This window comes from Streptomyces sp. NPDC050264, assembly GCF_040655895.1.
GTDB lineage: Bacteria > Actinomycetota > Actinomycetes > Streptomycetales > Streptomycetaceae > Streptomyces.
This window is the reverse complement of sequence record NZ_JBFAKV010000007.1, coordinates 378,102-400,583: the sequence shown is the minus strand read 5'-3', so window position 1 is coordinate 400,583 and position 22,482 is coordinate 378,102. Positions and strand designations below refer to the sequence as shown.

Genomic DNA, 22,482 nt, shown 5'->3' with positions numbered 1-22,482 from the left:
ATGTGGAGATCCCATGGCTCATCTGCCTGCCAGACGCCGCTTGGCCCTCGCCCTGCCGATCGGCATCGCACTGACGGCCTCCTTCGGCTTCCTGCCGTCCGCGGCCGCCGTGCCCGCCGACTCCCCGGCGGTATCGGCGAGTTCGGCGGATTCAGCGGATTCGCTCGCTTACGTGGTGAACACGCGCGGCACCGACAGCCGCACGCTCGCCTCGGTGCGCAAGGCGATATCCGCGGCCGGCGGCTCCATAGTCGAGGGGTACGGGAAGATCGGCGTCATCGTCGTCCACTCCTCGAACCCCGACTTCGGCAAGCAGATACGCGCCGCGCGGGGCGTGGCCTCGGCGGGCGCGACCCGCACCGCGCCGCTCAGCCTGGCCGGCACGACCGACGAGGGCGCCGTACAGAAGCTGTCGAAGGCCGACGTCAACGCCTTGTCGAAGAAGGCCACTTCGGCTCAGGAACCGCTCGAGGCCGACCAGTGGGACCTGCGGGCGATGGGCGCGGACAAGGCCGCGAAGATCAACCCGGGCAGCCGGAAGGTCACCGTCGGCGTCATCGACACCGGCGTCGACGACACCCACCCCGACCTCGCCGCGAACTTCTCCGCCTCCCAGTCGGCGAGCTGTGTCGGCGGCAAGGCGGACACCTCCCCGGGCGCCTGGCGGCCCGCGAACCCGGACCACTACCACGGCACGCATGTCGCCGGTGAGATCGCCGCCGCGCGCAACGGAGTCGGCGTCGCGGGCGTCGCGCCGGGCGTGAAGGTCGCGGGCATCAAGGTGGCCGACCCGGTCAGCGAGCTGTTCTACCCGGAGAGCGTCGTGTGCGCCTTCGTGTTCGCCGCCGACCACGGCATCGAGGTCACCAACAACAGCTATTACGTGGACCCGTGGATGTACAACTGCGCGGACGACCCCGACCAGCGGGCGATCGTCGACGCGGTGAACCGGGCCCAGCTGTACGCCCAGAAGAAGGGCACCCTGAGCCTCGCCTCCGCGGGCAACTCCAACCACGACCTGGACTCCGACGCGATCCTCGACGACTCCAGCCCGGACGACTCGACCGCGGTGGACCGCACGATCGACCCGCACACCTGCCTCGACATCCCGACGCAGCTCCCGGGTGTCGTCACGGTCAGCGCGACCGGGGTGAACAAGGCCAAGTCGTACTACTCCAGCTACGGCGACGGCGTCATCGACATCGCGGCGCCGGGCGGCGACAAGCTCCAGATCCCCTCGGACACCCCGTCGCAGAACGGCCGCATCCTCTCCACGCTGCCGGGCGGCGAGTACGGCTGGCTCCAGGGCACCTCGATGGCCTCGCCGCACGCGGCCGGTGTCGCCGCGCTCCTCAAGTCGACGCACCCGAAGGCGTCCCCGGCGCAGTTGCAGGCGCTGATGAAGGCCCAGGCCGACGAGGAGGTCTGCCCGGCCTCGTACGACGGTGACGGTGACGGCGTCGTCGACGCGACCTGCAAGGGCGGCAAGCAGCGCAACGGCTTCTACGGCCACGGCATCGTCGACGCGCTCAGGGCCGTCAAGTAGCGCTCCGCTCCACGGACTTACGTGCTGGCCGTACCGGCCGTACTGCCACTTTCGTACCTGAACCTACGTACCTGAACGTACGTTTCTGAACGAACGGGAGATCCATGACCTCGCCTCACCCGCGGGCCCGGAGCGCGCGCCGCGCCCTGTCCGTGCCGCTCGGCATCGCCACCGTCACGGCCCTGGCCTTCCTGCCGAACGCGGCGGCCTCCGCGGCGCCCGCCGCGGACACCGCCAAGACGGACGGCCCCGACCTCAGTTATGTCGTCAACGTCCGTGCCGGGCACGGCGGTTCGGCCGGAGTGCAGAAGGCCATCGGCAAGGCCGGCGGCACCGTCGTCATCGCGTACGACAAGATCGGCGTCATCGTCGCCCACTCGAAGAACCCCGACTTCGCGAAGACGATCCGCACCGTGCGGGGCGTCCAGTCGGCCGGTGCCACGCGCACCGCGCCGCTGGCCGCGCAGTCCAGCGACGACCTCGCCACCGAGCAGGTGCTGAGCGCGGCCGAGATCAAGAAGGCGTCCGCGCAGGCGACTTCGGCACAGGATCCGCTGGAGCCGTTGCAGTGGGACCTGCCCGCCATCAAGGCGGACCGGGCCCACGAGAAGTCGCTGGGCAGCTCCAAGGTGACGGTCGGCGTGCTCGACTCGGGCGTCGACGACACCCACCCGGACATCGCGCCGAACTTCGACAGGAACGCGTCGGCCAGCTGCCTGGGCGGCGTGCCCGTGCAGAAGGACAACGCGTGGCGACCGGTGGCCGGCGAGTCCGACCACGGCATGCACGTGGCGGGCACCATCGCCGCCGCGAAGAACGGCGTCGGCGTCACCGGTGTCGCGCCCGGCGTGAAGGTGGCGAGCCTGAAGGTGGCCGAGCCGGCCACCGGCATGTACTACACGGAGGCCGTGGTCTGCGGCTTCGTGTGGGCGGCCGATCACGGCGTCGACGTCACCAACTCCAGTTACTACACCGACCCCTGGCTGTTCAACTGCAAGACGGACGCCGACCAGAAGGCGCTCGTCACGGCGGTCACCCGGGCCTCGCAGTACGCGGAGCGCAAGGGCGCCGTGAATGTCGCGGCGGCCGGGAACGCCGAGACGGACCTCGCGCAGGACGAGATAGTCGACAACTCCTCGCCCGACGACACGACTCCGGTACCGCGGACGGTCAGGACGAAGGACTGCCTCGACATACCGTCGCAGCTGCCCGGCGTGGTCACCGTCTCCGCGACGGGTGCCAAGGGCATCAAGGCGTCGTACTCGAACTGGGGCAAGAACGTCGTCGACATCACGGCGCCGGGTGGCGACAGCACCACCTACCAGACGCCCGCTCCCCCGGCGACCAGCGGCCTGATCCTGTCGACGCTGCCGGGCGGCAAGTACGGCTACAAGGCGGGTACGTCGATGGCGTCGCCGCACGTCGCGGGCGTCGTCGCCCTCATCAAGTCGACGCACCCGCACGCCTCGGCGGCGCAGGTGAAGGCGCTCCTCTACAAGGAGGCCGACGCGACGCCGTGCACCGACCCGTACGACATCGACGGTGACGGCAAGGTCGACGCCGTGTGTGTGGGAGGCAAGAACAAGAACAGCTTCTACGGAGCGGGGACGGCGGACGCGCTGGACGCCGTGACCAAGTAGCCGCTCGCGAGGCGGGATTGCGGGGAGGGGCCGGGTGGCCCCTCCCCGCTCTGTCAGGCCGCCCCTTCCGGCATAGTGCTTGCATGACACACGCACCCGGCATCGCAGCTGTCTGGGACGCACTCGGTGGCGACCCCGCCCTGCTGTCCCGCATCTCGTACCGCACACGCGCGGGCGCGCTGCCCGCCCGCCTGCCCGTGATCGGACTGGCTCGCGCCTGCGTGGGCGCGTGCGCCCTCGCGGGTGCGGAACTGGCCGCCACGCGCGCGGGGCAGCCCGTGGGCGGTGCGCTGGTCGACGACGGCGCGGTCGCGACCGCCTTCACCAGTGAGCGGCATCTGCTCATCAACGGCCGCGCACCGGTCAACTTCGCCCCCTTGTCGCGTTTTTGGCATACCGAGGACGGCTGGCTGCGGACCCACGCGAACTATCCGCACCACCGGGCGCGGCTGCGCGCGGCGCTCGGCGTCGGCGCGGACGCGACGGTGGAGGAGGTGGCGGCCCTGCTCGCCGGGCGGTCGGCGTACGAGGTCGAGGAGACGGTGTACGCCGCCGGGGGCCTGGCCGTCGCATTGCGCACGCCCGAGCAGTGGGCGGCGCATCCGCAGGGCGTCGCGGTCGCGGCCCGCCCACTGCTGACGCGGGACCGGCTCGACGATGCCCCGCCGCGTGCCGTGCGGGGCGCCGCTCCGCCGCGCGTCCTCGACCTCACCCGGGTCATCGCGGGCCCCGTCGCCACGCGCACGCTCGCCCTGCTCGGCGCGGATGTGCTGCGGGTGGACACGCCGCAGTTGCCCGAGGACCCGGACGCGCACGCCGACACCGGGTTCGGGAAGCGCTCGACGCGGCTCGACCTGAGGGCCGGTGCGGACCGGCGGATCTTCGAGGAACTGCTGGCCGGCGCCGATGTGGTGGTCACGGGCTACCGGCCGGGCGCCCTCGACCGGTTCGGGCTGGCCCCCGAGGCGCTCGTCGAGCGGCGTCCCGGGCTCGTGGTGGCGTCGCTGTCCGCGTGGGGCGCGTACGGGCCCTGGGGCGGGCGGCGCGGCTTCGACAGCCTCGTCCAGGTGGCGACCGGCATCGCCGCGGTGGAGGGCTCGGCGCGGGAGCCGGGCGCCCTGCCCGCGCAGGCGCTCGACCACGGCACGGGATACCTGATCGCGGCGGGGGTGCTGCGCGCACTGACCGACCAGGCGCGGGACGGCGGTTCCCGCGTGCTGCGCCTCGCGCTCGCGCAGACGGCGGGGTGGCTGATGAACGCGCCGCGTCCGGCGGATCCGGAGACTGCCGGCGGTGTGCCAGGTCCCGGACACCGGCTGGCGGAGACCGACAGCGAGCTGGGCCGGCTGCGGTACGCGCCGTCACCGGTGTCGTTCGCCGGCGGGCCCTCCGACTGGGCGCGGCCGCCGGGCCTTTGGGGCGCGGACGCACCGGAGTGGGTCGCGCGTGGTTGAGGGGCGCGTGTGGCCGGATCGCTCCGCTCCAGTTGTTCCTGCGCGCTTGCCCCGGTCTGTGCCGACTGGTGAAGATCCGAGCGTGACTTCCCTACCGCCGGCCACCGAGATGTCGGACTCCCCCGCAGGGGACGGGGTGCCCGCCCGCAGACCCGGCGTCGGGCGGCCCGTCGCGGTGCTCGTGCTCGTCGTCGCCGCCGCGCTGATCCCGATGTTCGGGCCGCGGGCGGCGCTCGACGGCACCGGCGAGGCGGCCGCGCCCGGCGTCGGGGGGATCGCGCTGCTGCGGACGGTGCTGTTCGCCGCGTTGTCCGTGCAGGCGGGCGAGGTGTTCGCCGGGCTCCTCGCCCGCAGGGTCGCCCCGCGGAACGAGCCGCCGCGTGCCTGGTCGGCGTACGCGTCGTGGGCGGGGTTCGCGGCCGCGCTCGGGCTCGCGTCCGTGGTGGCCGCCGGGAACCTGATCCCGCACAGCCTCGCCGCCCTGGACATCGGCGGCCTGTACGGGACACGGGACGGCACCCTCGCCCTGCTGGAGGTCAACGCCTTCCTGGTGGCCGCGTTGTGCGCACGCTCCCGCCGCCCGGCGGCCGCGCTGCTGCCGCTGGCCGCCGTGGCCGTCGCGGAGGCGCTGCGCGCCCACCCGGGCACCGAGGACACCCCGCTCGTCGGCTCGGCGCTCACCCTCGTCCATCTGACCTGCGCCGCGCTGTGGGTGGGCGGCCTGCTGTACATACTGCGCACGATGCGTGCCTGGCGGACGACCGCCCCGGAGGCGGGCACGGCGCTGCTCGGGCTCTACGCGCGCGTGGCCGCGGTGCTGCTCGCGGCGATCACGGCGACGGGGCTGTGCAGCACGCTGCGCCGGATGCCGCCGAGCACGGTCCTGGACCAGCTGACGACGACGGCCTACGGGCGCACCCTGCTGGCGAAGGTGCTGCTCGTGGCCGTCGTCGCCGCGCTGGCCGTGGTGGCGCGGCTGCGGTCGCGCCGGGCGCGGGACCGCACGCGCGCGTACGTTCCCGCGCGCGCGGAGGTCGCGGTGCTTGCCGTCGTCGTGGCGGTGTCGGCGGTGCTCACGGCGCTGCCGCTGCCGATCCGCTGGTAGGTACCGCTACGCGCGCGCTAGTTGGTGACCATGACCTTGAGGGCGGTCCGCTCGTCCATCGCCTTGTAGCCGTCGGGCACGCCCTCGACGCCGACCGTCATGTCGAAGACGGGCGACGGGTCGATCGTGCCGTCGAGGATGTCGGGCAGCAGCTCCGGGATGTAGGTGCGGACGGGGGCGACGCCGCCGCGCAGCGCGATGTTCCGGTCGAACATGACGCTCAGGTCGAGGCCGGTGGCGCTGCCGTGCGGGACGCCGACGAAGCCGATGGCGCCGCCGTCGCGGGTGATGTTCACGGCGGTGCGCATGGACTGCTCGGTGCCGACGGCCTCGATCACGGCGTGCGCGCCCTGGCCGCCGGTGAGTTCGCGGATCGCCTCGACGGCCGCGTCGCCGCGCTCGGCGACGACGTCGGTGGCGCCGAAGCGGCGCGCGATGTCCGTACGCACCTCATGGCGGCCCAGCGCGATGATCCGTTCGGCGCCGAGCCGCTGGGCCGCGAGAACGCCGCACAGGCCCACCGCGCCGTCCCCCACGACGGCGACCGTGGCGCCTTCGCGGACGCCCGCGCCGAGGGCCGCGTGGTGGCCGGTGCCCATGACGTCGGAGAGCGTGAGGAGGGCGGAGAGCAGGTGGTCGTCGGAGGCCGCGGCGGCCGGCAGCCGCACGAGGGTGCCGTCGGCGTACGGGACGCGCACGGCCTCGCCCTGACCGCCGTCGTAGCCGACCGCGCCCCAGAACCCGCCGTGCTCGCACGACGTGGTCAGGCCTTCGCGGCAGTAGTCGCAGACGCCGTCCGACCACATGAAGGGGGCGACCACCAGGTCACCGCGGCCGACCGTGGACACCTCGGTGCCGGTCTCCTCGACGATGCCGAGGAACTCGTGTCCGATGCGCTGGCCCGGCTGCCGCGCGGCCTCGCCCCGGTAGGCCCACAGGTCGCTGCCGCAGATACAGGCGCGCAGCACGCGCACGACGGCGTCGGTGGGCAGGGCCACCACGGGGTCGGGGACGTCCTCCACCCGCATGTCGAACGGGGCGTGGATGGTGGTGGCGCGCATGGGGGGTGTTCCTTTGTGCAGGTCAGTGAGGGGTGCGCCGGGTTTCGACGCGCCTTTCACGGTACGCCGCACCGGTCCTCTCCCGCTCCCCGAGCACGCCCCGGGCCAGCAGGTACTGGGCCGCCACGTACGTCAGCATGATCCAGAAGTCGGCCGGCGGCAGGCGCGGCCAGTCGGCGACGCCCAGCGCGATGAGCGTGTCGGAGAGCAGGAAGAGGGCGCCGCCGATGCCCGCGGCCGTCCCGAGCCGGGAGGCGCCGTACGCCATGGCGGTGAGCAACACGCTGTACGCGGCGACGGGCCCGCGCATGCCCGCGGGCAGATCCGGCCACAGCGACGCGATCATGGTGACGAGCGCGATCGCGTACCCGGCGCCGAGCAGGCGGCCATGCTCGCGTGCCCGCCCGTGCCTCCGGAAGAGCGCGAGGTAGCAGAGGTGCCCGGCGGCGAAGCAGCCCATCCCGGCGAGGAACGCGGCGTCCTGGTCGAACAGCAGCAGGACGTCGCCGCCCCACCCCAACAGCAGCGCGGCGCACAGCAGTCGGGGCGCGCCGCGCGCGATGACGTACGCCGCGAGGAGGGGCATGAGGAGCGGTTTGGCGGCGGTGTGCGTCGCGTCCGATCCGGCGAGGAGCGCGCCGAGGTCGACGGCGCACACGACGAGGAAGCCGGTGCGCAGCGCCCGGGGCAGGGTCACGCGGCGCCCTCGGGGACCTTCCGCGGGACGTTCGGGGTGCTCGCGGGACGCGGCTGCCAGCCGGGGCCCCGGAAGACGCGTCCGGCCCGCTCGCGCCAACTCGCCGCCTTCTTCAGGTCCCTGGCGATGGCCGCGTACTCATGGGTGGCGACGCGCAGCGGGTTGTAGGAGTCGATGTTCTTGGTGAGCCCGAAGACCGGGCGGTCGACCTCGGCGACCCAGGACCCGAAGAGGCGGTCCCAGACGATGAGGATGCCGCCGAAGTTGCGGTCCAGGTAGCCGCCTTGGGAGGCGTGGTGGACGCGGTGGTGTGAGGGCGTGTTGAAGACGAACTCGAAGGGGCGCCACATCTTTCCGATGCGTTCGGTGTGGATCCAGAACTGGTAGACGAGGTTGGCCGACGAGCAGAACGCGAGTGCCGCCGGGTGCACCCCGCATGCGATGAGGGGCAGGTAGAACGGCCATACGGTGAGGCTCGTCCAGGGCTGGCGCAGCGCCGTCGACAGGTTGAACTTGCGGCTGGAGTGGTGCACCACGTGGCACGCCCACAGGACGCGGATGACGTGGTGCCCGCGGTGCGACCAGTAGTAGAAGAAGTCCTGGCCGAGCAGCATGAGCGGGATCGTCCACCAGAGCACGGGCACGCGCAGCGGCGTCAGTTCGTAGACCGCCGTATAGATGGCGACGATGGGGATCTTCCACAGGAGGTCGAAGACGAGACTTCCCAGGCCCATGGTGATGCTGGTCGCCGCGTCCTTGGTCTCGTACCCGGCGGCGTCCTCATCGGGGTGGATGCGCACGCTCACGATCTCGATCACGGTGAGCAGCACGAAGGCGGGTATCGACCACAGCACGACATCGGGCAGGTTCGGCGACGACATGCGTGCACCGTAAGGGCAGGTGACGGGCCCCGGCTAGGGGTTGTTACCGACAAGTATTACCGCCGGTACGCGGCAGAAGGGCCGACCCGTTTCCGCCGGGGCTCGTCACGCTCACCAGACCCGGACCGACCCGCCCTTCGCGAACGCCGGGCTCGTCGCGTCGGCAGGCGGCTCCTTGAGGGGTTCGTCGATCTCGGCGACCGTGGGGCCCACGCGGGCGGCGATCGGGCCGAGGAGAGCCAGGTCGAAGCCATAGACGCGGGCGGCGTTTCCGCCGACCATCGCGGCGACCTCCTCGCGGGGCAGGCCCGCGTAGGCGACGCGCAGCCCTTCACGCGTGTACGGGTACGTGCCTTCGTCGTGCGGGTAGTCGCTGCCCCACATGATCTTGTCGAGGCCGATGCGGTCCCGTAGCGGCACTTCATGGGGGCGCATGAAGCTCGCGCCTACATAGCAGTTCTCCCGCCATACCGTAGAGGGGCCCTTGCCCATCGAATCGGCGAGCCCCGCACCGAACTTGGACTCCGCCGTGTCCGACTTCGTGGCCGCCGCGACGAGCCGCCCGTGGTAATAGTCCAGCATGTCGAGCACGCCGGGGATCCACCCGGACCCCTGCTCGGTGAGGACGAGCCTCAGGCCGGGGTGCTTACGGAAGGCGCCGCCGAAGACCAGGTGCCACAGCGCGCGGTGCGAGAACCAGGTCGTCTCCACCATGAAGACGGCGCGCGCGGCCGGTTCGTCGCCGAGCGGCGGCGACGCCGAACCGGCGTGGTGGTTGACCGGGATGCCGAGTTCGGAGCAGGTCCGCCAGATCGGGTCGTACGTCGCCGAGTACAGCTCGGGAAGGCCCGAGCCCGGCGGCGTACCGGGCAGCAGCAGGCCACCCTTCAGGCCCGCGTCGGCCGACCGGCGGATCTCCTTCACGGCCTCCTCGACGTCGTTGAGGAGGATCTGGAAGACGCCCGCCCTGCGGCCCGGGGCGGCGGCGCAGAAGTCCGCGAGCCACCGGTTGTGGGCGCGCAGGCCCGCCCAGCGCTGCTCGAACTCCGCGCGCGAGGGCGCGGGGGCCATCAGGGAAGCGGAGGGGAAGAACGGCGGGATGGTGTTCGGGAAGACGACCTCGGCGACGATGCCGTCGCGCTCCAGCTCCTCGACGCGGCGCCCGGAGTTCCAGTTGCGGTCGGCGGTGTCGGCGAGCAGGTCCTCGTACGGGTTGACGTAGGTGGCGGCCCACGCGTCGAAGGCGTCGTGGTGCGCGCGCTCCAAGTACGGCTTGTAGTCGAGGAGATCAGCGCCCGCGTGGCAGTCCGCCGAGATCACCGTGTACCGGTCCGTGTGCCTGTCCGTGTGCCTGTCCGTGTGCCTGTCCTGGGAAGGGATCATGAGGTCACCCCGAGGACCGGGAAGTCGTGGTCGGTCAGCCAGTGCCTGCCCACGTCGCGCGAGCGGGCCCAGGACGCCTCGACGGCGCTCTGGTCGGCGTCCTGGCCGACGTCGGCCGGGGTCGGGCCGACGCGGGCCGCGAGCGGAGCCAGTTTGCCCGTGTCGAAGCCGAAGACCTCGGCCGCGGCGAGGCCGAGCATGCGCCGCGTCTCCGCGACCGGGATGTCGTGGAAGGTCTTCCGCAGCCACGCGCGCGTGTCCGGCCAGGTCCCCTCGGGGTGCGGGAAGTCGCTGCCCCACAGGATGTTGTCGACGCCGATCTCGTAGCGCTGGGCCAGTTCGCGGCGCTTGGTGTTGGTGGCGCAGATGAAGACCTGCCGGTCCAGGTACTCGTGCGGCGAGCGCTTCAGTTCGGCGAACGGCGACAGCTTCTTGCCGCCGTGGGCGCCCAGGTAGAGGCGGTCCATGAACCACAGCAGGTTGGGCAGCCACCAGCAGCCCGACTCCGCGATCCCGAACTTCAGCCCCGGATGCCGCTCGAAGACGCCCGACCACAGCAGGAACCAGAGCGGACGCGCGGGCCACCACGTCACTTCGCTCACGTAGATGCCGAGATGGTCGCCGTACTCGTGGCGCGGCGCCGCGCCCGAATGCGTCACGACCGGCATCCCGCACTCGGCCGCCGCCGCCCACACGGGGTCGTAACGGCTCGCGTGGTAGGGGTCCTTGCCGACCCACATGGAGGGGATCATCAGCGCGCCGAGCCCCGACTCCTTGGCGCGGTGCACCTCGGCGACGACCTTGTCCGGGTCCGCCGTGATGGGCAACAGGGCGACGCCGCAGTGCCGTTCGGGGTTCTGCGCGACGAACTCGGCGAGCCAGCGGTTGTGGGCCTGCGCGCCGGCCATGCCGAGTTCGGGGTCCTGGTCGCCGGAGAGGCCGAGCCCGACGCCGAAGGGCGCCGCCGTCCGGCTGTCGACGGCGTCCGCGTCGGGGAAGACCACCTCGGCGGCCACCCCGTCGCCGTCGAGCTCCTTGAGGCGCTGTGCCGCGTCCCAGCCGCCGCGCAGCCCCTCCTCGTTGTCGGCGAACCATTTCGCGGCGAACGCGTCGTTGCGGATGCCGAGCCGGGTCGCCTCCTCGCGGCGGGCGTCCCGCTCGCCGAGGAAGTCGTCGAAGGCGCGGTGGAAACGGCTGTCCAGGTAGGGCCGGTACTCCTCGGTGGGCAGCCCGGCGTGGCAGTCGGAGGAGATGATCAGGTACGGGTCGTGGTGCTGCTGAGCCGTCATCGGATGTCGTCCCTCAGTCGAGAATGAAGCTCTCCAGGTACGCCGGGTTCGCCCGGTCCAGCATCGACTGCGACCTGGCGCGGATCTGCCGGTCGCTGTGCTCGCTCTCGGGAAGCAGCCAGAACCGCTCCGCCGCGATGCCCTCCGCGACGAGGTCCGCCACCTCTTCGACCGGCGTGAAGGCGACCTCGTGACCGGCCTCCTTCATGGCGGCCTCCCACTGGCCGAGACTGCGGTAGGGCGTCTTGCGGGGGCGCTCCTTCGCGTACCGGCCGGGCCGGTTGCGGTGCGATTCCCACAGGCCCGTACGCAGCATGTGGGGGCCGGGGAACAGCACGGACGCGCCCACGCGCGCGTGCTCCGCCTTCAGATGCGCGTACAGCGACTCGGTCATCGTCACGACGGCCGCCTTCGTGACGGCGTACACGGACGCGGTCGGCAGCGGTGCGATCCCGCCGTCCCCGGAGGACGTGTTGACGATGTGGCCTGGCTCACCACTCTCGATCATGCGCGGCACGAACGCCTGGATGCCGTGGAAGACGCCCCACACGTTGACGGCGAACGCCCACTTCCAGTCGTTGGGTTCGTGCTGCCACATACGGCCCTCGGCGCCCGAGCCGACACCCGCGTTGTTGCACAGCAGATGGCAGCCGCCGAACGTCGCGTACGTGTCCTCGGCCAGCGCCATGACCTGCTCGCGCTCGCCGACGTCGACCACGCGCGCGTGCACCGTCGCCCCGTCCGCCCGCAACCCCTCGGCCGCGGTCTCCAGGGCGCCCTTCTCCACGTCCGCGAGCACGACCTTCAGACCGTCCGCCGCGAACCGCCGCGCCATCGCGAGTCCGATGCCGCTCGCCGCGCCCGTGACGACGGCGACCCGACCCGCCTCCAGCCGCATCAGGCGCTCCCCTCGGGCGGGCCGTCGAGGATCTGCCGCGGGTCGTCGTAGCGCTGGTGGATGTACGGCAGCAGCGCCTGGCCGCTGACGCGTTCGACGACTCTGCCCCGCTGGTCGGTGGTCTTCTCGCCGATGGTGATCTCCACGAGTGTGCGGACGGGGAGGTCGGCGACGGGGTCGTACATGGACTCCCGGAGTACGACGTCCCCGGTGATCCGCTCCAGCTTCCTCACCTTCTCGTTGCGTACGCAGTGCACAAGGACCGGATCGGCGTCGAACCCCGAACCGTCCACCGCCGGAAGGAACTTGAAGTAGAAGTCCGTCTTCTGCGACGGCTCCGGCAGGGGCAGGCTCTCGCTCACGGCGCCCCGCACCTCCACGAACTCGATGCCGTGCCGGGCCAGTGCCGCCCGCACCACGAGCCCGTCGCGCTCCACCGTGACGTCGCCGAGTTTCTTCGGCTCGCCGAACACCTCGCGGCCGCCGATCAGGGCCCGCTCGTGGGTCATCGGCATGACCAGCGGATACCAGCCGGCCACCCCGCCGTGCTCGGCGGCGACGGCGACCGAACCCGCGCCCAGCGGATAGCCCGGCAGATCGACCCTGCTGATGTTGACCCGCACCAGGGGCCGCGCGGCGGGCTTCAGCGGCGGCGGCAGCACCGCCGCCACCGTGTCCGGGTCGGACTCCCACACGGCGACCACGCCGGTGGACCAGATGTCGGGAAGCTTGCTGCTCGCGGTGCGCGCGGCGGCGATCTCCGCCTCGGTGCGCGCTCCGTACCGTACGCGTGCCATGTCGTACCGCCCTTCGTCCGTGACGTGTCGGGGGTCGTTCGCGTGGCGCCTGTAACACAGTTACACCGGCGGCGATGAAGGGTAAAGACACGTGCACCGGCCGGTCCGGGCCGGCGAGGAGAGGGGGCGGGGCATGGCACGTTCACCGCTCACCCGCGACGAGGTGCTCGCCGCCGCCGCGGCCCTGGTCAAGCAGGACGGCCCGCAGGCGCTGACCATGCGCAAGCTCGCCGCCGAACTCGGCACGGCCGTCACGTCCATCTACTGGCACGTCGGCAACCGCGAATCGCTGCTCGACGCCCTCGTGGAGCGCACGGTCGCCGACCTCGGCGAGATCCGGCCGCGCGGCGCCACCCCGCAGGAGCGCGTCGTCTCCGTCGCACGGGCGCTGCGCCGGCAGCTGCGGGCGCACCCGCACCTGGTGGCGATGGTCCACGAGCGCGGCCTCACCGAGCGCATGTTCCTGCCCGCGCAACAGGCCCTGGTGCACGAGGTGCACGCGGCGGGGCTGCGCGGGGCCCGCGCCGCCGAGGCCGTACGCGCGGTGCAGTTCCAGGTCGTCGGGCACGTCCTGGTCGAGCGGAACCGGGAGCGGGCGCCCGTGCAGCGGCCCGGCGAGGAGGAGCTGTGGGCCGCACCGGACACGGCCGCCGCCGAGGACGACCGGGCCCTCGCCCGGGCGCTCGCCGCGCCGGTCGATCCGGAGCACATCTTCACCATCTCCGTACGCGCGCTGGTGAAGTCCCTCCTGGAGACGGGCGCTTGAGGCCGCCGCCGGTTTTCGGGCCGGGCGGCCACCGGAGTGTCAGTGACGGCCCGTATCCTCAGGGACCATGCTCGAAGACCGCCCGCCGACCGTTGCGTCCGCAGCCCCCTGGCCGACCGCGTACCCCGAGGGATATGCGGTCGTCGACGTGGAGACCACCGGCCTCTCCAGGGACGACCGGATAATCTCGGCCGCCGTCTACCGTCTCGACGCGCAGGGCGAGGTCGAGGACCACTGGTACACGCTGGTCAACCCGGAGCGCGATCCGGGCCCCGTCTGGATCCACGGTCTGACGACCGACGTCCTGGCCGGCGCGCCGCTGTTCCCGGACATCGCGGAGGAGTTCGCCGCCCGTCTCGACGGCCGCGTCCTGGTCGCGCACAACGCGGTGTTCGACTGGTCGATGATCGCCCGCGAGTACGCGCGCGCCCGGCGCACGGCTCCGGTCCGGCAGCGGCTGTGCACCATCGCGCTCTCCAAGGAGCTGGGCCTGCCGCTGCCCAACCACAAGCTGGAGTCGCTGGCCGCGCACTTCGGAGTCGTACAGGAGCGCGCGCACCACGCGCTCGACGACGCGCGCGTGCTCGCGGAGGCGTTCCGGCCGAGCCTGCGAGCGGCCGCCGTGGGGAACGTACGGCTGCCGCTCCTGGAGTGCCTCCCCCTCACGGAGTGGTCGGAGCCGTCGGTGCCGCGGCAGCCGGCGGCCTCGTACCGGGGCGGCGGCGCGGGCAGTTGGCGTCCTTCCCGGAAGCGGCCGGCGTGCCCGTACCCGAATCCCGGCCGGTACGAACCGGGCAAACCACTCAAGCAGGGCATGCGTGTCGCGTTCTCCGGGGACACCTCCGTCGACCGCGAGCTGCTGGAGGACCGGGCGGTCGAGGCGGGCCTCCATGTGGCGACGAGCCTGTCCCGGCTGACGAGCCTGCTGGTGACCAATGACCCGGACTCGTACACGTCGAAGGTCGTGAAGGCCAAGCAGTTCGGGACTCCGGTCATGGACGAGGCGGCGTTCGGACAGCTGTTGCGAGACGTAGCAGACGCGTCGGGCGGGGCCTGAGGGACAGACGGGTGATTTGCGGGGCGACTCGCCCCGCGCCCGCCCGTCCGGCGCCGCCCCGGCGCTCACCCTGAGGCGCATGGCACGTTGCGAAGTCTGCGGAAACGACTACGGCATGTCGTTCGAGGTCCACGCCCAAGGAGCAGTGCACGTCTTCGACTGCTTCTCCTGCGCCATCCACCGCATGGCACCGATCTGCGAGCACTGCCGGTGCCGCATCATCGGGCAGGGCGTCGAGGTCGACGGGCACTGGTTCTGCGGGGCGCACTGCTCCCGCGCGGAGGGGAAGGTGGGCATCGTCGACAACGTCTGACCCCCGCCACGGCCCGCCCGCCCCAACCGGGCGCACCCCGCTGAAAACACCCCATGCCCGAGCGGTACGGTCATGGGGTGTACCGCTTCCTGTTGACCCGGCAGTGGGTGATCCTCACCCTGGTCGCTCTCGTCCTCATCCCCACGATGATCCGGCTGGGCATCTGGCAGATGCACCGCTACGAGGAGCGTGCCGCCCGGAACCAGCTGGTCACCGACGCGCTCAACGCGAAGCCCGTACCGGTGGAGGGGCTGACGAGGTCGGGGCACACCGTCACCAGCAGCGAGCGCTACCACGCCGTGACGGCGAAGGGCCGCTTCGACACCGACGACGAGGTCGTCGTGCGCCGCCGAACCAACTCCGACGACGAGGTCGGCTATCACGTCCTGACCCCGTTCGTCCTGGACGACGGCAAGGTGATCCTGGTCAACCGGGGCTGGATCCCGGACGACGACACCGACCAGTCCACCTTCCCCAAGGTCCCCGCCCCGCCGCGCGGCGAGGTCACCGTCACCGGGCGCCTGATGCCCGACGAGACGACCGAGGCGAGCGGCATCAAGGACCTCAAGGGGCTGCCCGACCGGCAGATCATGCTGGTCAACAGCGAACAGCAGGCGAAGCGGCTCGGCAAGCAGGTACTCGGCGGCTACCTCGCGCAGACCGCGCCCGAGCCCAAGGGCGACACCCCTGAGCTGATCGGCAAGCCCGGTATGGAGGACTCCGCGCTGAACTTCGCGTACGCCTACCAGTGGTGGCTGTTCGCCGCGGCCGTGCCCGTCGGCTGGGTGATCCTGGTCCGGCGCGAACGGCGCGACCGCCGCAGGAAGGCCGAGTCCGAGCAGGCGGCGGAGGAGACCACGCCGGCCGCGGTCTGACCCCCTCCGCCCTCACCTTTCTCACTCGCCCGGTCCCGTCCTGGATTGCCGCACCGGAGCGCCGGGAACTCGCACCGCGTGCACCCACATATCGAGGACTACGCCCTCATCGGCGACGAACAGACCGCGGCCCTGGTCGGACGGGACGGCTCCGTCGACTGGCTCTGCCTGCCGCGGTTCGACTCCCCCGCCTGCTTCGCCGCGCTGCTCGGCGACGAGGAGAACGGCCACTGGCGGCTAGCTCCCAAGAACCTCAAGGACGCCGACACCTGTACGCGCCGCGCGTACCGGCCCGGCTCCCTGATCCTCGACACGGAGTGGGAGAGCGACGAGGGCCACATCCGGGTCACCGACTTCATGCCACAGCGTGACAAAGCACCCGATCTCGTGCGGATCGTCGAGGGGATCAGCGGCCGCGTCACCGTCCGCGGCACGCTGCGGCTGCGGTTCGACTACGGCCATGTCATGCCCTGGGTCCGGCGCTGCGACGGGCACCGGGTGGCCGTCGCAGGACCGGACGCGGCCTGGCTGCGCAGCGAACCCGAGGTGCACACCTGGGGCGAGTCGTTCGGCACCCACTCCGAGTTCACCGTCGAGGCGGGCGAGACGGTCGCCTTCGTGCTGACCTGGCACCCCTCGCACGAGGCGCGCCCCGACCTCATCGACCCGCACGAGTCGCTGCGGCACAGCCTCGCGGACTGGCAGGCGTGGGCGGACCGGTGCCGCTACAAGGGCCCGCACCAGGACGCCGTGCTGCGCTCCCTGCTGACCCTGAAGGCGCTCACCTACGCGCCGACCGGCGGCATGGTCGCCGCGCCCACCACCTCGCTGCCGGAGGAGATCGGCGGCGTACGGAACTGGGACTACCGTTACTGCTGGCTGCGCGACGCCACCCTCACCCTGAACGCGCTGGTCTCCGCCGGATATCTGGACGAGGCCGAGGCCTGGCGCGACTGGCTGGTGCGCGCGGCCGCCGGCGACCCCGCGAAGCTGCAGATCATGTACGGCCTCGCGGGCGAACGCCGGCTGCCCGAGCAGGACCTGACCTGGCTGGACGGATTCCGTGGCTCACGCCCCGTCCGCAGCGGGAACGACGCCGTGCAGCAGTTGCAGCTCGACGTGTACGGCGAGGTCGTCGACTCGCTCGCGCTGGCCCGTCACGCGGGCCTGCACGACAAACCCCACGTCTGGCAGCTGCAGTTGGCGCTCCTGGACTTCCTTCAGGACGCGTGGCGCGAGCCGGACGAAGGGCTGTGGGAGGTGCGCGGGCCGCGCCGCCACTTCGTCCACTCGAAGGTCATGACGTGGGTCGCGGTCGACCGCACCGTACGCGCCCTGGAGGACCACCCGGAGCTGCCGGGCGACCTGGAGCGGCTGCGCAAGCTGCGGGACACCATCCACCAGGACGTGTGCGAACGCGGCTACGACGCCGAGCGGGGCACCTTCACGCAGGCGTACGGCTCCACCGAACTCGACGCGGCGACGCTGCTCATCCCGCGCGTGGGTTTCCTGCCACCGGACGACCCACGGGTGATCGGCACCGTCGACGCGGTCCGCGCGGAGCTGGCCCGGGACGGTTTCGTTCGCCGCTACAGCACGGACCACAACTCCGTCGACGGCCTGCCGGGGCAGGAAGGGGCCTTCCTCGTCTGCTCGTTCTGGCTGGCGGACGCGCTGCACATGACAGGGCGCACGAAGGAGGCGCGCGAGCTGTTCGATCGGCTCGTGTCGCTCCGCAACGACGTGGGGCTGCTCGCCGAGGAGTACGACCCCCGGGCGGGCCACCAGCTCGGCAACTTCCCGCAGGCGTTCAGCCACGTCGGCCTGGTGACCACGGCGCTGACCCTGTTCGGCACCACCGGCACCGAAAGGGCAGGATAGGAACCATGGATCTTGGACTGAAGGACCGTGTCTACGTAGTCACCGGCGCCACCCGTGGCCTCGGCAACGCCGCCGCGCGCGAACTCGTCGCCGACGGCGCGAAGGTCGTCATCACCGGGCGCGACGAGGAGAAGGCCAAGGACGCGGCGGCCGAACTCGGCCCGAACGCGCTGGGTGTCGCGGTCGACAACGCCGATCCGCGGGTCGCGGAGCAGGTGATCGGGGCGGCGCGGGCCGAGTTCGGCCGGTTCGACGGGATCCTCGTCAGCGTGGGCGGGCCCGCGCCCGGCTTCGTCGCGGACAACACGGACGAGCAGTGGCAGTCCGCGTTCGAGTCGGTGTTCCTCGGTGCGGTGCGGCTCGCGCGGGCCGCGGCGGCCGAACTCGGTGAGGGCGGTGTCATCGGGTTCGTGCTCTCCGGCTCCGTGCACGAGCCGATCCCCGGCCTCACCATCTCGAACGGGCTGCGCCCGGGCCTCGCCGGGTTCGCCAAGTCCCTCGCGGACGAGCTGGGCCCGCACGGGATCCGCGTGGTGGGGCTGCTGCCGGCCCGCATCGACACGGACCGCGTCCGCGAGCTGGACGGGATGTCGGCCGATCCGCAGGCGACCCGGGTGGCCAACGAGTCGCGGATTCCGCTGCGGCGGTACGGGACGCCCGCCGAGTTCGGCCGGGCCGCCGCGTTCTTCCTGTCGCCGGCCGCCTCGTACCTGACCGGGGTCATGCTGCCGGTCGACGGCGGCTACCGACACGGGTTCTGAGCTTCTGGGGTTCTGGGGTTCTGCGCCTTGCGAAGCGCTCATCGCCCTTCGGGCCCGCCCTGTGACACCGGACGGGCCCGAAGGACAGCGCTCAACTCACCCGCTCCGCGCGGTGCTTGACCGCCCGCAGCCGGACCTCAGCGGGCAGTGACTCCAGCCCCGCCGAGTTCCTCGCCTGTGCCAGCGCGTCCTCGCCGAGCAGCCGCAGGGCCTCACCGGGCGCCGCGTGCGGTTCCAGGGTGAGGTTCACCCGGGCCCGCGGCGCCGAGCGGCGGCCGGTCAGGGTGGCACCCGCGTGCGCCACGCCGTCCAGCTCCTCGGCGCCGCTCACCAGGACGCTCTCCAGGGCCCGGCCGCGCACCAGCGCGCCCTCGCCGTCCCCGGTGTCGACGAGCACCTCGGTGAGGCGACGGCGCCGGAACTGTGCCACCAGCCACCACAGCGCGAGCAGCACCAGGACGCCGAGCACGGCGATCACCGTCGGCCACCACCAGCCCTCGTCGCGCCAGCGCTGCCGGTCGGCGACGCCGAGCAGGACGTCCTTGCGGCTGTCGTAGATCCACCAGGACGGTGGCTTCGCGCCGAGGCCGACGGCGAGCACGGAGCCGCCGGCGACCACCAGGACGAGGCCGAGCAGCCCGAGCACGATCCGGTTCACGGTTCTGAGCACGCCGCTCATCCCTTCCTGCCGGGCCGCGCGACACGCACGGCGAGCTTGGGGTCCCTGGAGAGCCCGAGCCCCCTGATGCCGTCGCCCAGCGCGGAGTCCAAGTCGGCCCGTACGTCGTCGAGTTCACGGAAGTGCGAGACCGCCCGCACATCCGCCTTGGAGCGCTTCACGCGGACGCGCACGGACTGCACGCCCGACACCTCCATGGCCCGGTCGCGCAGCACCATCGCGGCCGCGTCCCGGTGCAGCCCGGCCCGTACGTCGGGGTGGGTGCGGCGCATCGGCAGGACGCCGCGCAGCCCGGGGGTGATCGCGAGGACGAGCAGCCAGAGGCCGAGCGCCGCGGCGATGCCCGCGCCGACCAGCACACCGGTGTTCTCCAGCGGCCGTTCGGCGAGTTCCCGGACGAGGCTGCGGCGCCACTGCATGGCCGGGCGTCCGGAGCGTACCGACGCGATGTCGTAGAGCAGGATGCCCAGGGCGCCGAGGAGCACCAGGGCGGTCAGCGCAGCCGGGATGCGGCGGGCCGACCAGAAGCGGCCGGACTTCTTGCCGCTGTTCCCGGCGGGGTTCGCCGCGTGGGACGCCGACCGGTCGTCGGGATCCGTCTCCTCGCGCTCGATGACGGGCAACCGCTGGGTGGGTTCGCTCACCGGATCCTCCCCCGGGCCGTGCCGCGTGTGCGGGCCGGGTGCAGCCGTTCCACCTGGACCGCCACCTCCGGCACCTCCATTCCCGCCAACGTCCTCACCCGCTCGGTGACTTGACGGCGCACGGCACCGCACTGGGTGCCGATGTCCGCCGGATAGTCCAGCTCCAGGCTGATGCGGACGCGAGCGGTGTCGTGGTGCACGGTGACCGTGGCGTGCGGCGGCGACCCGTCGTCCGGGACGCCGTCCAGCGCCTCACGTGCCGCGTACGCGGCGATCTTCGCGACGACCCGGTCGGCGATCCGGGTCGCGCCGCGCTCGGCGGGCGCGACCTGTGTCGCCACGGGTCACCGCCGCCGGTCGCCGCGCGAGCGGAAGAACTCGCCGGGTTCGAGGTCCCCTTCGAGGAACCGCCCGGCGATGAAGCCGATGGCGCCGAGCGCCGCCACCAGCACGAACGCCCCGAAACCGCCGAAGTAGCCGGCGAATCCGAGAGCCATGCCGGCGATCATTCCGATCACGGCCAGATTCATCGTGCGCTCCTCTTGCCTACGCTGCGTACGGACCGGGATGTCACTGGAGCCGCGATTCCTGCTCGTCGTCGTCCTCGTCGTCCGGCAGCTTCACGTCGCTGACGGCGATGTTGACCTCGACGACCTCCAGCCCGGTCATGCGCTCGACCGCCACGATGACGTTCTCCCGCACGGCACGCGCGGTGTCCGCGATCGACACGCCGTACTCGACGACGATCTCCAGATCGAGCGCCGTCTGGACCTCGCCGACCTCGGCCTTCACGCCGCGCGACACGGACTTGGAGCCGCCGGGCACCTTGTCCCGCACGGCGCCGAAGGTCCGGGACAGGCCGCTGCCCATCGCATGGACGCCGTCCACGTCGCGCGCCGCGAGACCGGCGATCTTCTCTACGACGCCGTCGGCGATGGTGGTCCGTCCGCGGCTCGCGGGGTCGCCTCCGCCTCGCTTGGTGACGTTGGTCTTTCCGGCGGGGGCCGCGGACATGTCGCCCGGCTTCTGCGCGGTGTCGCTCATCAGGCCGTCCCCTCTATGAGGTGTGATCCAGGTGGGGTGGTGCTTTCTTTTGCCCACATTAAGTGCGGTTCCCCCGTCCCGCGCCCGCTATGGGGCAGCCTGGGGCAATGACGGTAGACCGATGGGCACAGGCGGTACGGCAACAGCTGCGGATCGGCAGGCTGCTGCCGTTGGGCGGGCCGGGTGACGGGGCGTGGATCGTGGAGTCCGCGGCGCGGGAGGTGTTGGGCCGGGCGGTGGCCGGGGTGCGCGGCGTGCGCCTGGGTTCGGTGCGGCTGTCGCCGGCCGACCCCGACGGGGAGTACGAATCCGTGGTGCCCGCCCCGCCGAGCGCGCTGCCGCCGGGGCCGCTGCGGATCGTGGCGGAATGCACGGCGACGGCCGACGAGCCGCTGCCGTCGGCCACGGCCCGGCTGCGGGCGGCGCTCTCCCGGGCGGCGGACGAGGGCCTGGGTCTGGTGGTGGCGGAGGTGGACCTGCACGTCACGGCGCTGCTGGACGCCGACGCGGGGACGGAGCCGGCCCCGGAGAAGGAGTCGGAACCGGGGTCGACCGAGAAGCCGGCGTCACTCTCCGGCGACGAGGAGCGCGTGGCGCAGGCGGCGCGGGCCGTGCCCGGCGTGGCCTGGCTGACGGGCACCCTGGGCGGTCTGGGCCGCGCGATCCACATCGAGGAGCGGGCGGAGGCGGCGGCGCTGCCGCGGCGTCATGTGCGGGTGGAGCTGGCGGTGTCGGACGGAACCCGCGCCCTCGACGTCACGCGGGCGGTCCGGAACTCCGTGACGGCGGCGCTCTCCGACGCCCCGACCGTCGCGGTGCTGATCATTGAGATCGCGCCCCGAACGGCAGGGGGCGCGACACTTTCCGCGGGCTGACCCGAATGAGGGACCCGGGAGGGACCCGGCAGGAATTCAGTCGCCGAGTCCGGCCAGGTCACGCAAGCGCCGCCCCTGCGCGGCGCGCTCGGCCGCGCGCTGCTCGTCCAGCGTGCGTCCGCCCACACCCTGCAACAGCGCCTTGGTCTCGATCACGGCGTCCCGCGGAGCGGCGAGCAGCGCCGCGACGAGATCCTGCGTCGCGGCGTCCACCTGGTCGGCGGGCACGGCGACGTTGGCCAGGCCGCTGGCCACGGCCTCGTCGGCCTGCACATAGCGCCCGGTGACACAGATCTCCAGCGCCCGCGCGTATCCGACGAGCGAGACGAGGGGGTGCGTACCGGTGAGGTCGGGGACGAGCCCGAGGCTGGTCTCGCGCATGGAGAACTGCACGTCGTCGGCGACGACGCGCAGGTCGCACGAGAGGGCGAGCTGGAAGCCCGCGCCGATCGCATGCCCCTGGACCGCGGCGACGGAGAGGATGTCGCCGCGCCGCAGCCAGGTGAAGGCGGACTGGTACTCGGCGATCGTGGAGTCGAGGAACTCCTCGCCGCCGCGTGCCATCTCGATGAAGGACGGCTCGCCGTCGAACCCCTCGGGCGTGAACGCCTGACGGTCCAGGCCCGCGGAGAAGGACTTGCCCTCACCACGCACCACGACGACCCGCACGGAACCCGGCAGTGACCTCCCGGCTTCGGCCAACGCCCGCCACAGAGCGGGACTTTGGGCGTTGCGCTTGTCCGGGTTGGTCAGGGACACCGTGGCGATCGCGTCGTCGACGGTGAGCCGGACGCCGTCCTGGTCGAGCAGCGGTGCGGGCATGGTCATCTGGACCT

The 22,482-nt window shown here is 72.3% G+C and carries 24 protein-coding genes; 11 read left to right on the top strand and 13 right to left on the bottom strand.

What is annotated here, in order from left to right; genetic code table 11:
• The first annotated feature begins 13 nt into the window (after positions 1–13).
• The 4 genes from AB0J02_RS15790 (at position 14) to AB0J02_RS15775 (ending at position 5,745) form a co-directional block, all read left to right on the top strand.
• On the top strand, positions 14–1,546 hold the full coding sequence (locus AB0J02_RS15790) for a S8 family serine peptidase (protein ID WP_363194208.1): 1,533 nt from the start codon (positions 14–16) through the stop codon (positions 1,544–1,546).
• A 104-nt stretch (positions 1,547–1,650) separates the two neighbouring features.
• On the top strand, positions 1,651–3,186 hold the full coding sequence (locus AB0J02_RS15785) for a S8 family serine peptidase (protein WP_363194207.1): 1,536 nt from the start codon (positions 1,651–1,653) through the stop codon (positions 3,184–3,186).
• A gap of 83 nt (positions 3,187–3,269) precedes the next feature.
• The gene (locus AB0J02_RS15780) at positions 3,270–4,640 is read left to right on the top strand and encodes a CoA transferase (RefSeq protein WP_363194206.1); all 1,371 of its coding nucleotides are present in this window, start codon (positions 3,270–3,272) and stop codon (positions 4,638–4,640) included.
• A gap of 109 nt (positions 4,641–4,749) precedes the next feature.
• Positions 4,750–5,745 (top strand): CopD family protein, encoded by a 996-nt coding sequence (locus tag AB0J02_RS15775; RefSeq protein ID WP_363194260.1) that lies wholly within the window; start codon positions 4,750–4,752, stop codon positions 5,743–5,745.
• A gap of 17 nt (positions 5,746–5,762) precedes the next feature.
• Here AB0J02_RS15775 and AB0J02_RS15770 read toward each other — a convergent pair whose 3' ends face one another.
• The 7 genes from AB0J02_RS15770 to AB0J02_RS15740 all read right to left on the bottom strand — a co-directional run bounded on the left by AB0J02_RS15770 (position 5,763) and on the right by AB0J02_RS15740 (position 12,751).
• On the bottom strand, positions 5,763–6,806 hold the full coding sequence (locus tag AB0J02_RS15770; protein WP_363194205.1) for a zinc-dependent alcohol dehydrogenase family protein: 1,044 nt from the start codon (positions 6,804–6,806) through the stop codon (positions 5,763–5,765).
• A 22-nt stretch (positions 6,807–6,828) separates the two neighbouring features.
• Entirely contained in the window at positions 6,829–7,503 is a 675-nt protein-coding gene (locus AB0J02_RS15765) for a lysoplasmalogenase (RefSeq protein ID WP_363194204.1), read from the bottom strand.
• The gene (locus AB0J02_RS15760; RefSeq protein ID WP_363194203.1) at positions 7,500–8,384 is read right to left on the bottom strand and encodes a sterol desaturase family protein; all 885 of its coding nucleotides are present in this window, start codon (positions 8,382–8,384) and stop codon (positions 7,500–7,502) included. Before AB0J02_RS15760 ends, AB0J02_RS15765 begins: the two co-directional genes overlap by 4 nt.
• Before the next feature lie 111 nt (positions 8,385–8,495).
• Positions 8,496–9,767 carry an amidohydrolase family protein gene (locus AB0J02_RS15755; protein WP_363194202.1) on the bottom strand — a complete coding sequence of 424 codons (1,272 nt, stop codon included), beginning with the start codon at positions 9,765–9,767 and terminating at the stop codon, positions 8,496–8,498.
• A complete protein-coding gene (locus AB0J02_RS15750; protein WP_363194201.1) occupies positions 9,764–11,056 on the bottom strand; it encodes an amidohydrolase family protein in 1,293 nt (430 codons plus the stop codon). Before AB0J02_RS15750 ends, AB0J02_RS15755 begins: the two co-directional genes overlap by 4 nt.
• Positions 11,057–11,069: 13 nt before the next feature.
• On the bottom strand, positions 11,070–11,954 hold the full coding sequence (locus AB0J02_RS15745; RefSeq protein ID WP_363194200.1) for an SDR family NAD(P)-dependent oxidoreductase: 885 nt from the start codon (positions 11,952–11,954) through the stop codon (positions 11,070–11,072).
• Positions 11,954–12,751, bottom strand: a complete 798-nt coding sequence (locus AB0J02_RS15740; RefSeq protein ID WP_363194199.1) for an acetoacetate decarboxylase family protein — start codon at positions 12,749–12,751, stop codon at positions 11,954–11,956. The genes AB0J02_RS15745 and AB0J02_RS15740 overlap by 1 nt, the downstream gene beginning before the upstream one ends.
• Before the next feature lie 133 nt (positions 12,752–12,884).
• Between AB0J02_RS15740 and AB0J02_RS15735 the strand changes: the two genes are divergently transcribed.
• From AB0J02_RS15735 to AB0J02_RS15710, 6 genes are all read left to right on the top strand, one after another.
• Positions 12,885–13,517 (top strand): TetR family transcriptional regulator, encoded by a 633-nt coding sequence (locus AB0J02_RS15735; protein ID WP_363194198.1) that lies wholly within the window; start codon positions 12,885–12,887, stop codon positions 13,515–13,517.
• A 67-nt stretch (positions 13,518–13,584) separates the two neighbouring features.
• Positions 13,585–14,574, top strand: coding sequence for a DEDDh family exonuclease (locus AB0J02_RS15730; RefSeq protein WP_363194197.1), 990 nt, complete (start codon positions 13,585–13,587; stop codon positions 14,572–14,574).
• Between the two features lie 79 nt (positions 14,575–14,653).
• Positions 14,654–14,887, top strand: a complete 234-nt coding sequence (locus tag AB0J02_RS15725) for a hypothetical protein (protein WP_266721084.1) — start codon at positions 14,654–14,656, stop codon at positions 14,885–14,887.
• Between the two features lie 77 nt (positions 14,888–14,964).
• Entirely contained in the window at positions 14,965–15,762 is a 798-nt protein-coding gene (locus tag AB0J02_RS15720) for an SURF1 family protein (protein WP_363194196.1), read from the top strand.
• Positions 15,763–15,840: 78 nt separating this feature from the next.
• The gene (locus tag AB0J02_RS15715) at positions 15,841–17,643 is read left to right on the top strand and encodes a glycoside hydrolase family 15 protein (RefSeq protein ID WP_363194195.1); all 1,803 of its coding nucleotides are present in this window, start codon (positions 15,841–15,843) and stop codon (positions 17,641–17,643) included.
• Positions 17,644–17,648: 5 nt separating this feature from the next.
• A complete protein-coding gene (locus AB0J02_RS15710) occupies positions 17,649–18,404 on the top strand; it encodes an SDR family oxidoreductase (RefSeq protein ID WP_363194194.1) in 756 nt (251 codons plus the stop codon).
• A gap of 91 nt (positions 18,405–18,495) precedes the next feature.
• Here AB0J02_RS15710 and amaP read toward each other — a convergent pair whose 3' ends face one another.
• The 5 genes from amaP to AB0J02_RS15685 are packed head-to-tail and all read right to left on the bottom strand — an operon-like array spanning position 18,496 to position 20,771.
• Positions 18,496–19,083, bottom strand: a complete 588-nt coding sequence (gene amaP, locus AB0J02_RS15705) for an alkaline shock response membrane anchor protein AmaP (RefSeq protein WP_363194193.1) — start codon at positions 19,081–19,083, stop codon at positions 18,496–18,498.
• On the bottom strand, positions 19,080–19,727 hold the full coding sequence (locus AB0J02_RS15700; RefSeq protein ID WP_363194192.1) for a DUF6286 domain-containing protein: 648 nt from the start codon (positions 19,725–19,727) through the stop codon (positions 19,080–19,082). The genes amaP and AB0J02_RS15700 overlap by 4 nt, the downstream gene beginning before the upstream one ends.
• Positions 19,724–20,068 carry an iron-sulfur cluster assembly protein gene (locus AB0J02_RS15695; protein WP_363194191.1) on the bottom strand — a complete coding sequence of 115 codons (345 nt, stop codon included), beginning with the start codon at positions 20,066–20,068 and terminating at the stop codon, positions 19,724–19,726. Before AB0J02_RS15695 ends, AB0J02_RS15700 begins: the two co-directional genes overlap by 4 nt.
• A gap of 3 nt (positions 20,069–20,071) precedes the next feature.
• On the bottom strand, positions 20,072–20,257 hold the full coding sequence (locus tag AB0J02_RS15690) for a hypothetical protein (protein WP_363194190.1): 186 nt from the start codon (positions 20,255–20,257) through the stop codon (positions 20,072–20,074).
• 40 nt (positions 20,258–20,297) lie between these two features.
• A complete protein-coding gene (locus tag AB0J02_RS15685) occupies positions 20,298–20,771 on the bottom strand; it encodes an Asp23/Gls24 family envelope stress response protein (RefSeq protein ID WP_363194189.1) in 474 nt (157 codons plus the stop codon).
• Between the two features lie 107 nt (positions 20,772–20,878).
• Between AB0J02_RS15685 and AB0J02_RS15680 the strand changes: the two genes are divergently transcribed.
• Complete coding sequence (locus AB0J02_RS15680; protein WP_363194188.1) at positions 20,879–21,646, top strand: nucleopolyhedrovirus P10 family protein; 768 nt, start codon at positions 20,879–20,881, stop codon at positions 21,644–21,646.
• 36 nt (positions 21,647–21,682) lie between these two features.
• On the opposite strand, the gene AB0J02_RS15675 is transcribed toward AB0J02_RS15680, so the two are convergent.
• Positions 21,683–22,474 carry an enoyl-CoA hydratase/isomerase family protein gene (locus AB0J02_RS15675; protein ID WP_363194187.1) on the bottom strand — a complete coding sequence of 264 codons (792 nt, stop codon included), beginning with the start codon at positions 22,472–22,474 and terminating at the stop codon, positions 21,683–21,685.
• Positions 22,475–22,482 lie beyond the last annotated feature (8 nt).

What these genes read in the sequence shown, in the direction of transcription:
- AB0J02_RS15790 (WP_363194208.1), top strand. Translation starts at nt 14, where the DNA reads ATGGCTCATCTGCCTGCCAGACGCCGCTTGGCCCTCGCCCTGCCGATC.
- AB0J02_RS15785 (WP_363194207.1), top strand. Translation starts at nt 1,651, where the DNA reads ATGACCTCGCCTCACCCGCGGGCCCGGAGCGCGCGCCGCGCCCTGTCC.
- AB0J02_RS15780 (WP_363194206.1), top strand. Translation starts at nt 3,270, where the DNA reads ATGACACACGCACCCGGCATCGCAGCTGTCTGGGACGCACTCGGTGGC.
- AB0J02_RS15775 (WP_363194260.1), top strand. Translation starts at nt 4,750, where the DNA reads ATGTCGGACTCCCCCGCAGGGGACGGGGTGCCCGCCCGCAGACCCGGC.
- AB0J02_RS15770 (WP_363194205.1), bottom strand. Translation starts at nt 6,806, where the DNA reads ATGCGCGCCACCACCATCCACGCCCCGTTCGACATGCGGGTGGAGGAC.
- AB0J02_RS15760 (WP_363194203.1), bottom strand. Translation starts at nt 8,384, where the DNA reads ATGTCGTCGCCGAACCTGCCCGATGTCGTGCTGTGGTCGATACCCGCC.
- AB0J02_RS15755 (WP_363194202.1), bottom strand. Translation starts at nt 9,767, where the DNA reads ATGATCCCTTCCCAGGACAGGCACACGGACAGGCACACGGACAGGCAC.
- AB0J02_RS15750 (WP_363194201.1), bottom strand. Translation starts at nt 11,056, where the DNA reads ATGACGGCTCAGCAGCACCACGACCCGTACCTGATCATCTCCTCCGAC.
- AB0J02_RS15745 (WP_363194200.1), bottom strand. Translation starts at nt 11,954, where the DNA reads ATGCGGCTGGAGGCGGGTCGGGTCGCCGTCGTCACGGGCGCGGCGAGC.
- AB0J02_RS15740 (WP_363194199.1), bottom strand. Translation starts at nt 12,751, where the DNA reads ATGGCACGCGTACGGTACGGAGCGCGCACCGAGGCGGAGATCGCCGCC.
- AB0J02_RS15735 (WP_363194198.1), top strand. Translation starts at nt 12,885, where the DNA reads ATGGCACGTTCACCGCTCACCCGCGACGAGGTGCTCGCCGCCGCCGCG.
- AB0J02_RS15730 (WP_363194197.1), top strand. Translation starts at nt 13,585, where the DNA reads ATGCTCGAAGACCGCCCGCCGACCGTTGCGTCCGCAGCCCCCTGGCCG.
- AB0J02_RS15725 (WP_266721084.1), top strand. Translation starts at nt 14,654, where the DNA reads ATGGCACGTTGCGAAGTCTGCGGAAACGACTACGGCATGTCGTTCGAG.
- AB0J02_RS15710 (WP_363194194.1), top strand. Translation starts at nt 17,649, where the DNA reads ATGGATCTTGGACTGAAGGACCGTGTCTACGTAGTCACCGGCGCCACC.
- amaP (WP_363194193.1), bottom strand. Translation starts at nt 19,083, where the DNA reads ATGAGCGGCGTGCTCAGAACCGTGAACCGGATCGTGCTCGGGCTGCTC.
- AB0J02_RS15690 (WP_363194190.1), bottom strand. Translation starts at nt 20,257, where the DNA reads ATGAATCTGGCCGTGATCGGAATGATCGCCGGCATGGCTCTCGGATTC.
- AB0J02_RS15685 (WP_363194189.1), bottom strand. Translation starts at nt 20,771, where the DNA reads ATGAGCGACACCGCGCAGAAGCCGGGCGACATGTCCGCGGCCCCCGCC.
- AB0J02_RS15680 (WP_363194188.1), top strand. Translation starts at nt 20,879, where the DNA reads ATGACGGTAGACCGATGGGCACAGGCGGTACGGCAACAGCTGCGGATC.
- AB0J02_RS15675 (WP_363194187.1), bottom strand. Translation starts at nt 22,474, where the DNA reads ATGACCATGCCCGCACCGCTGCTCGACCAGGACGGCGTCCGGCTCACC.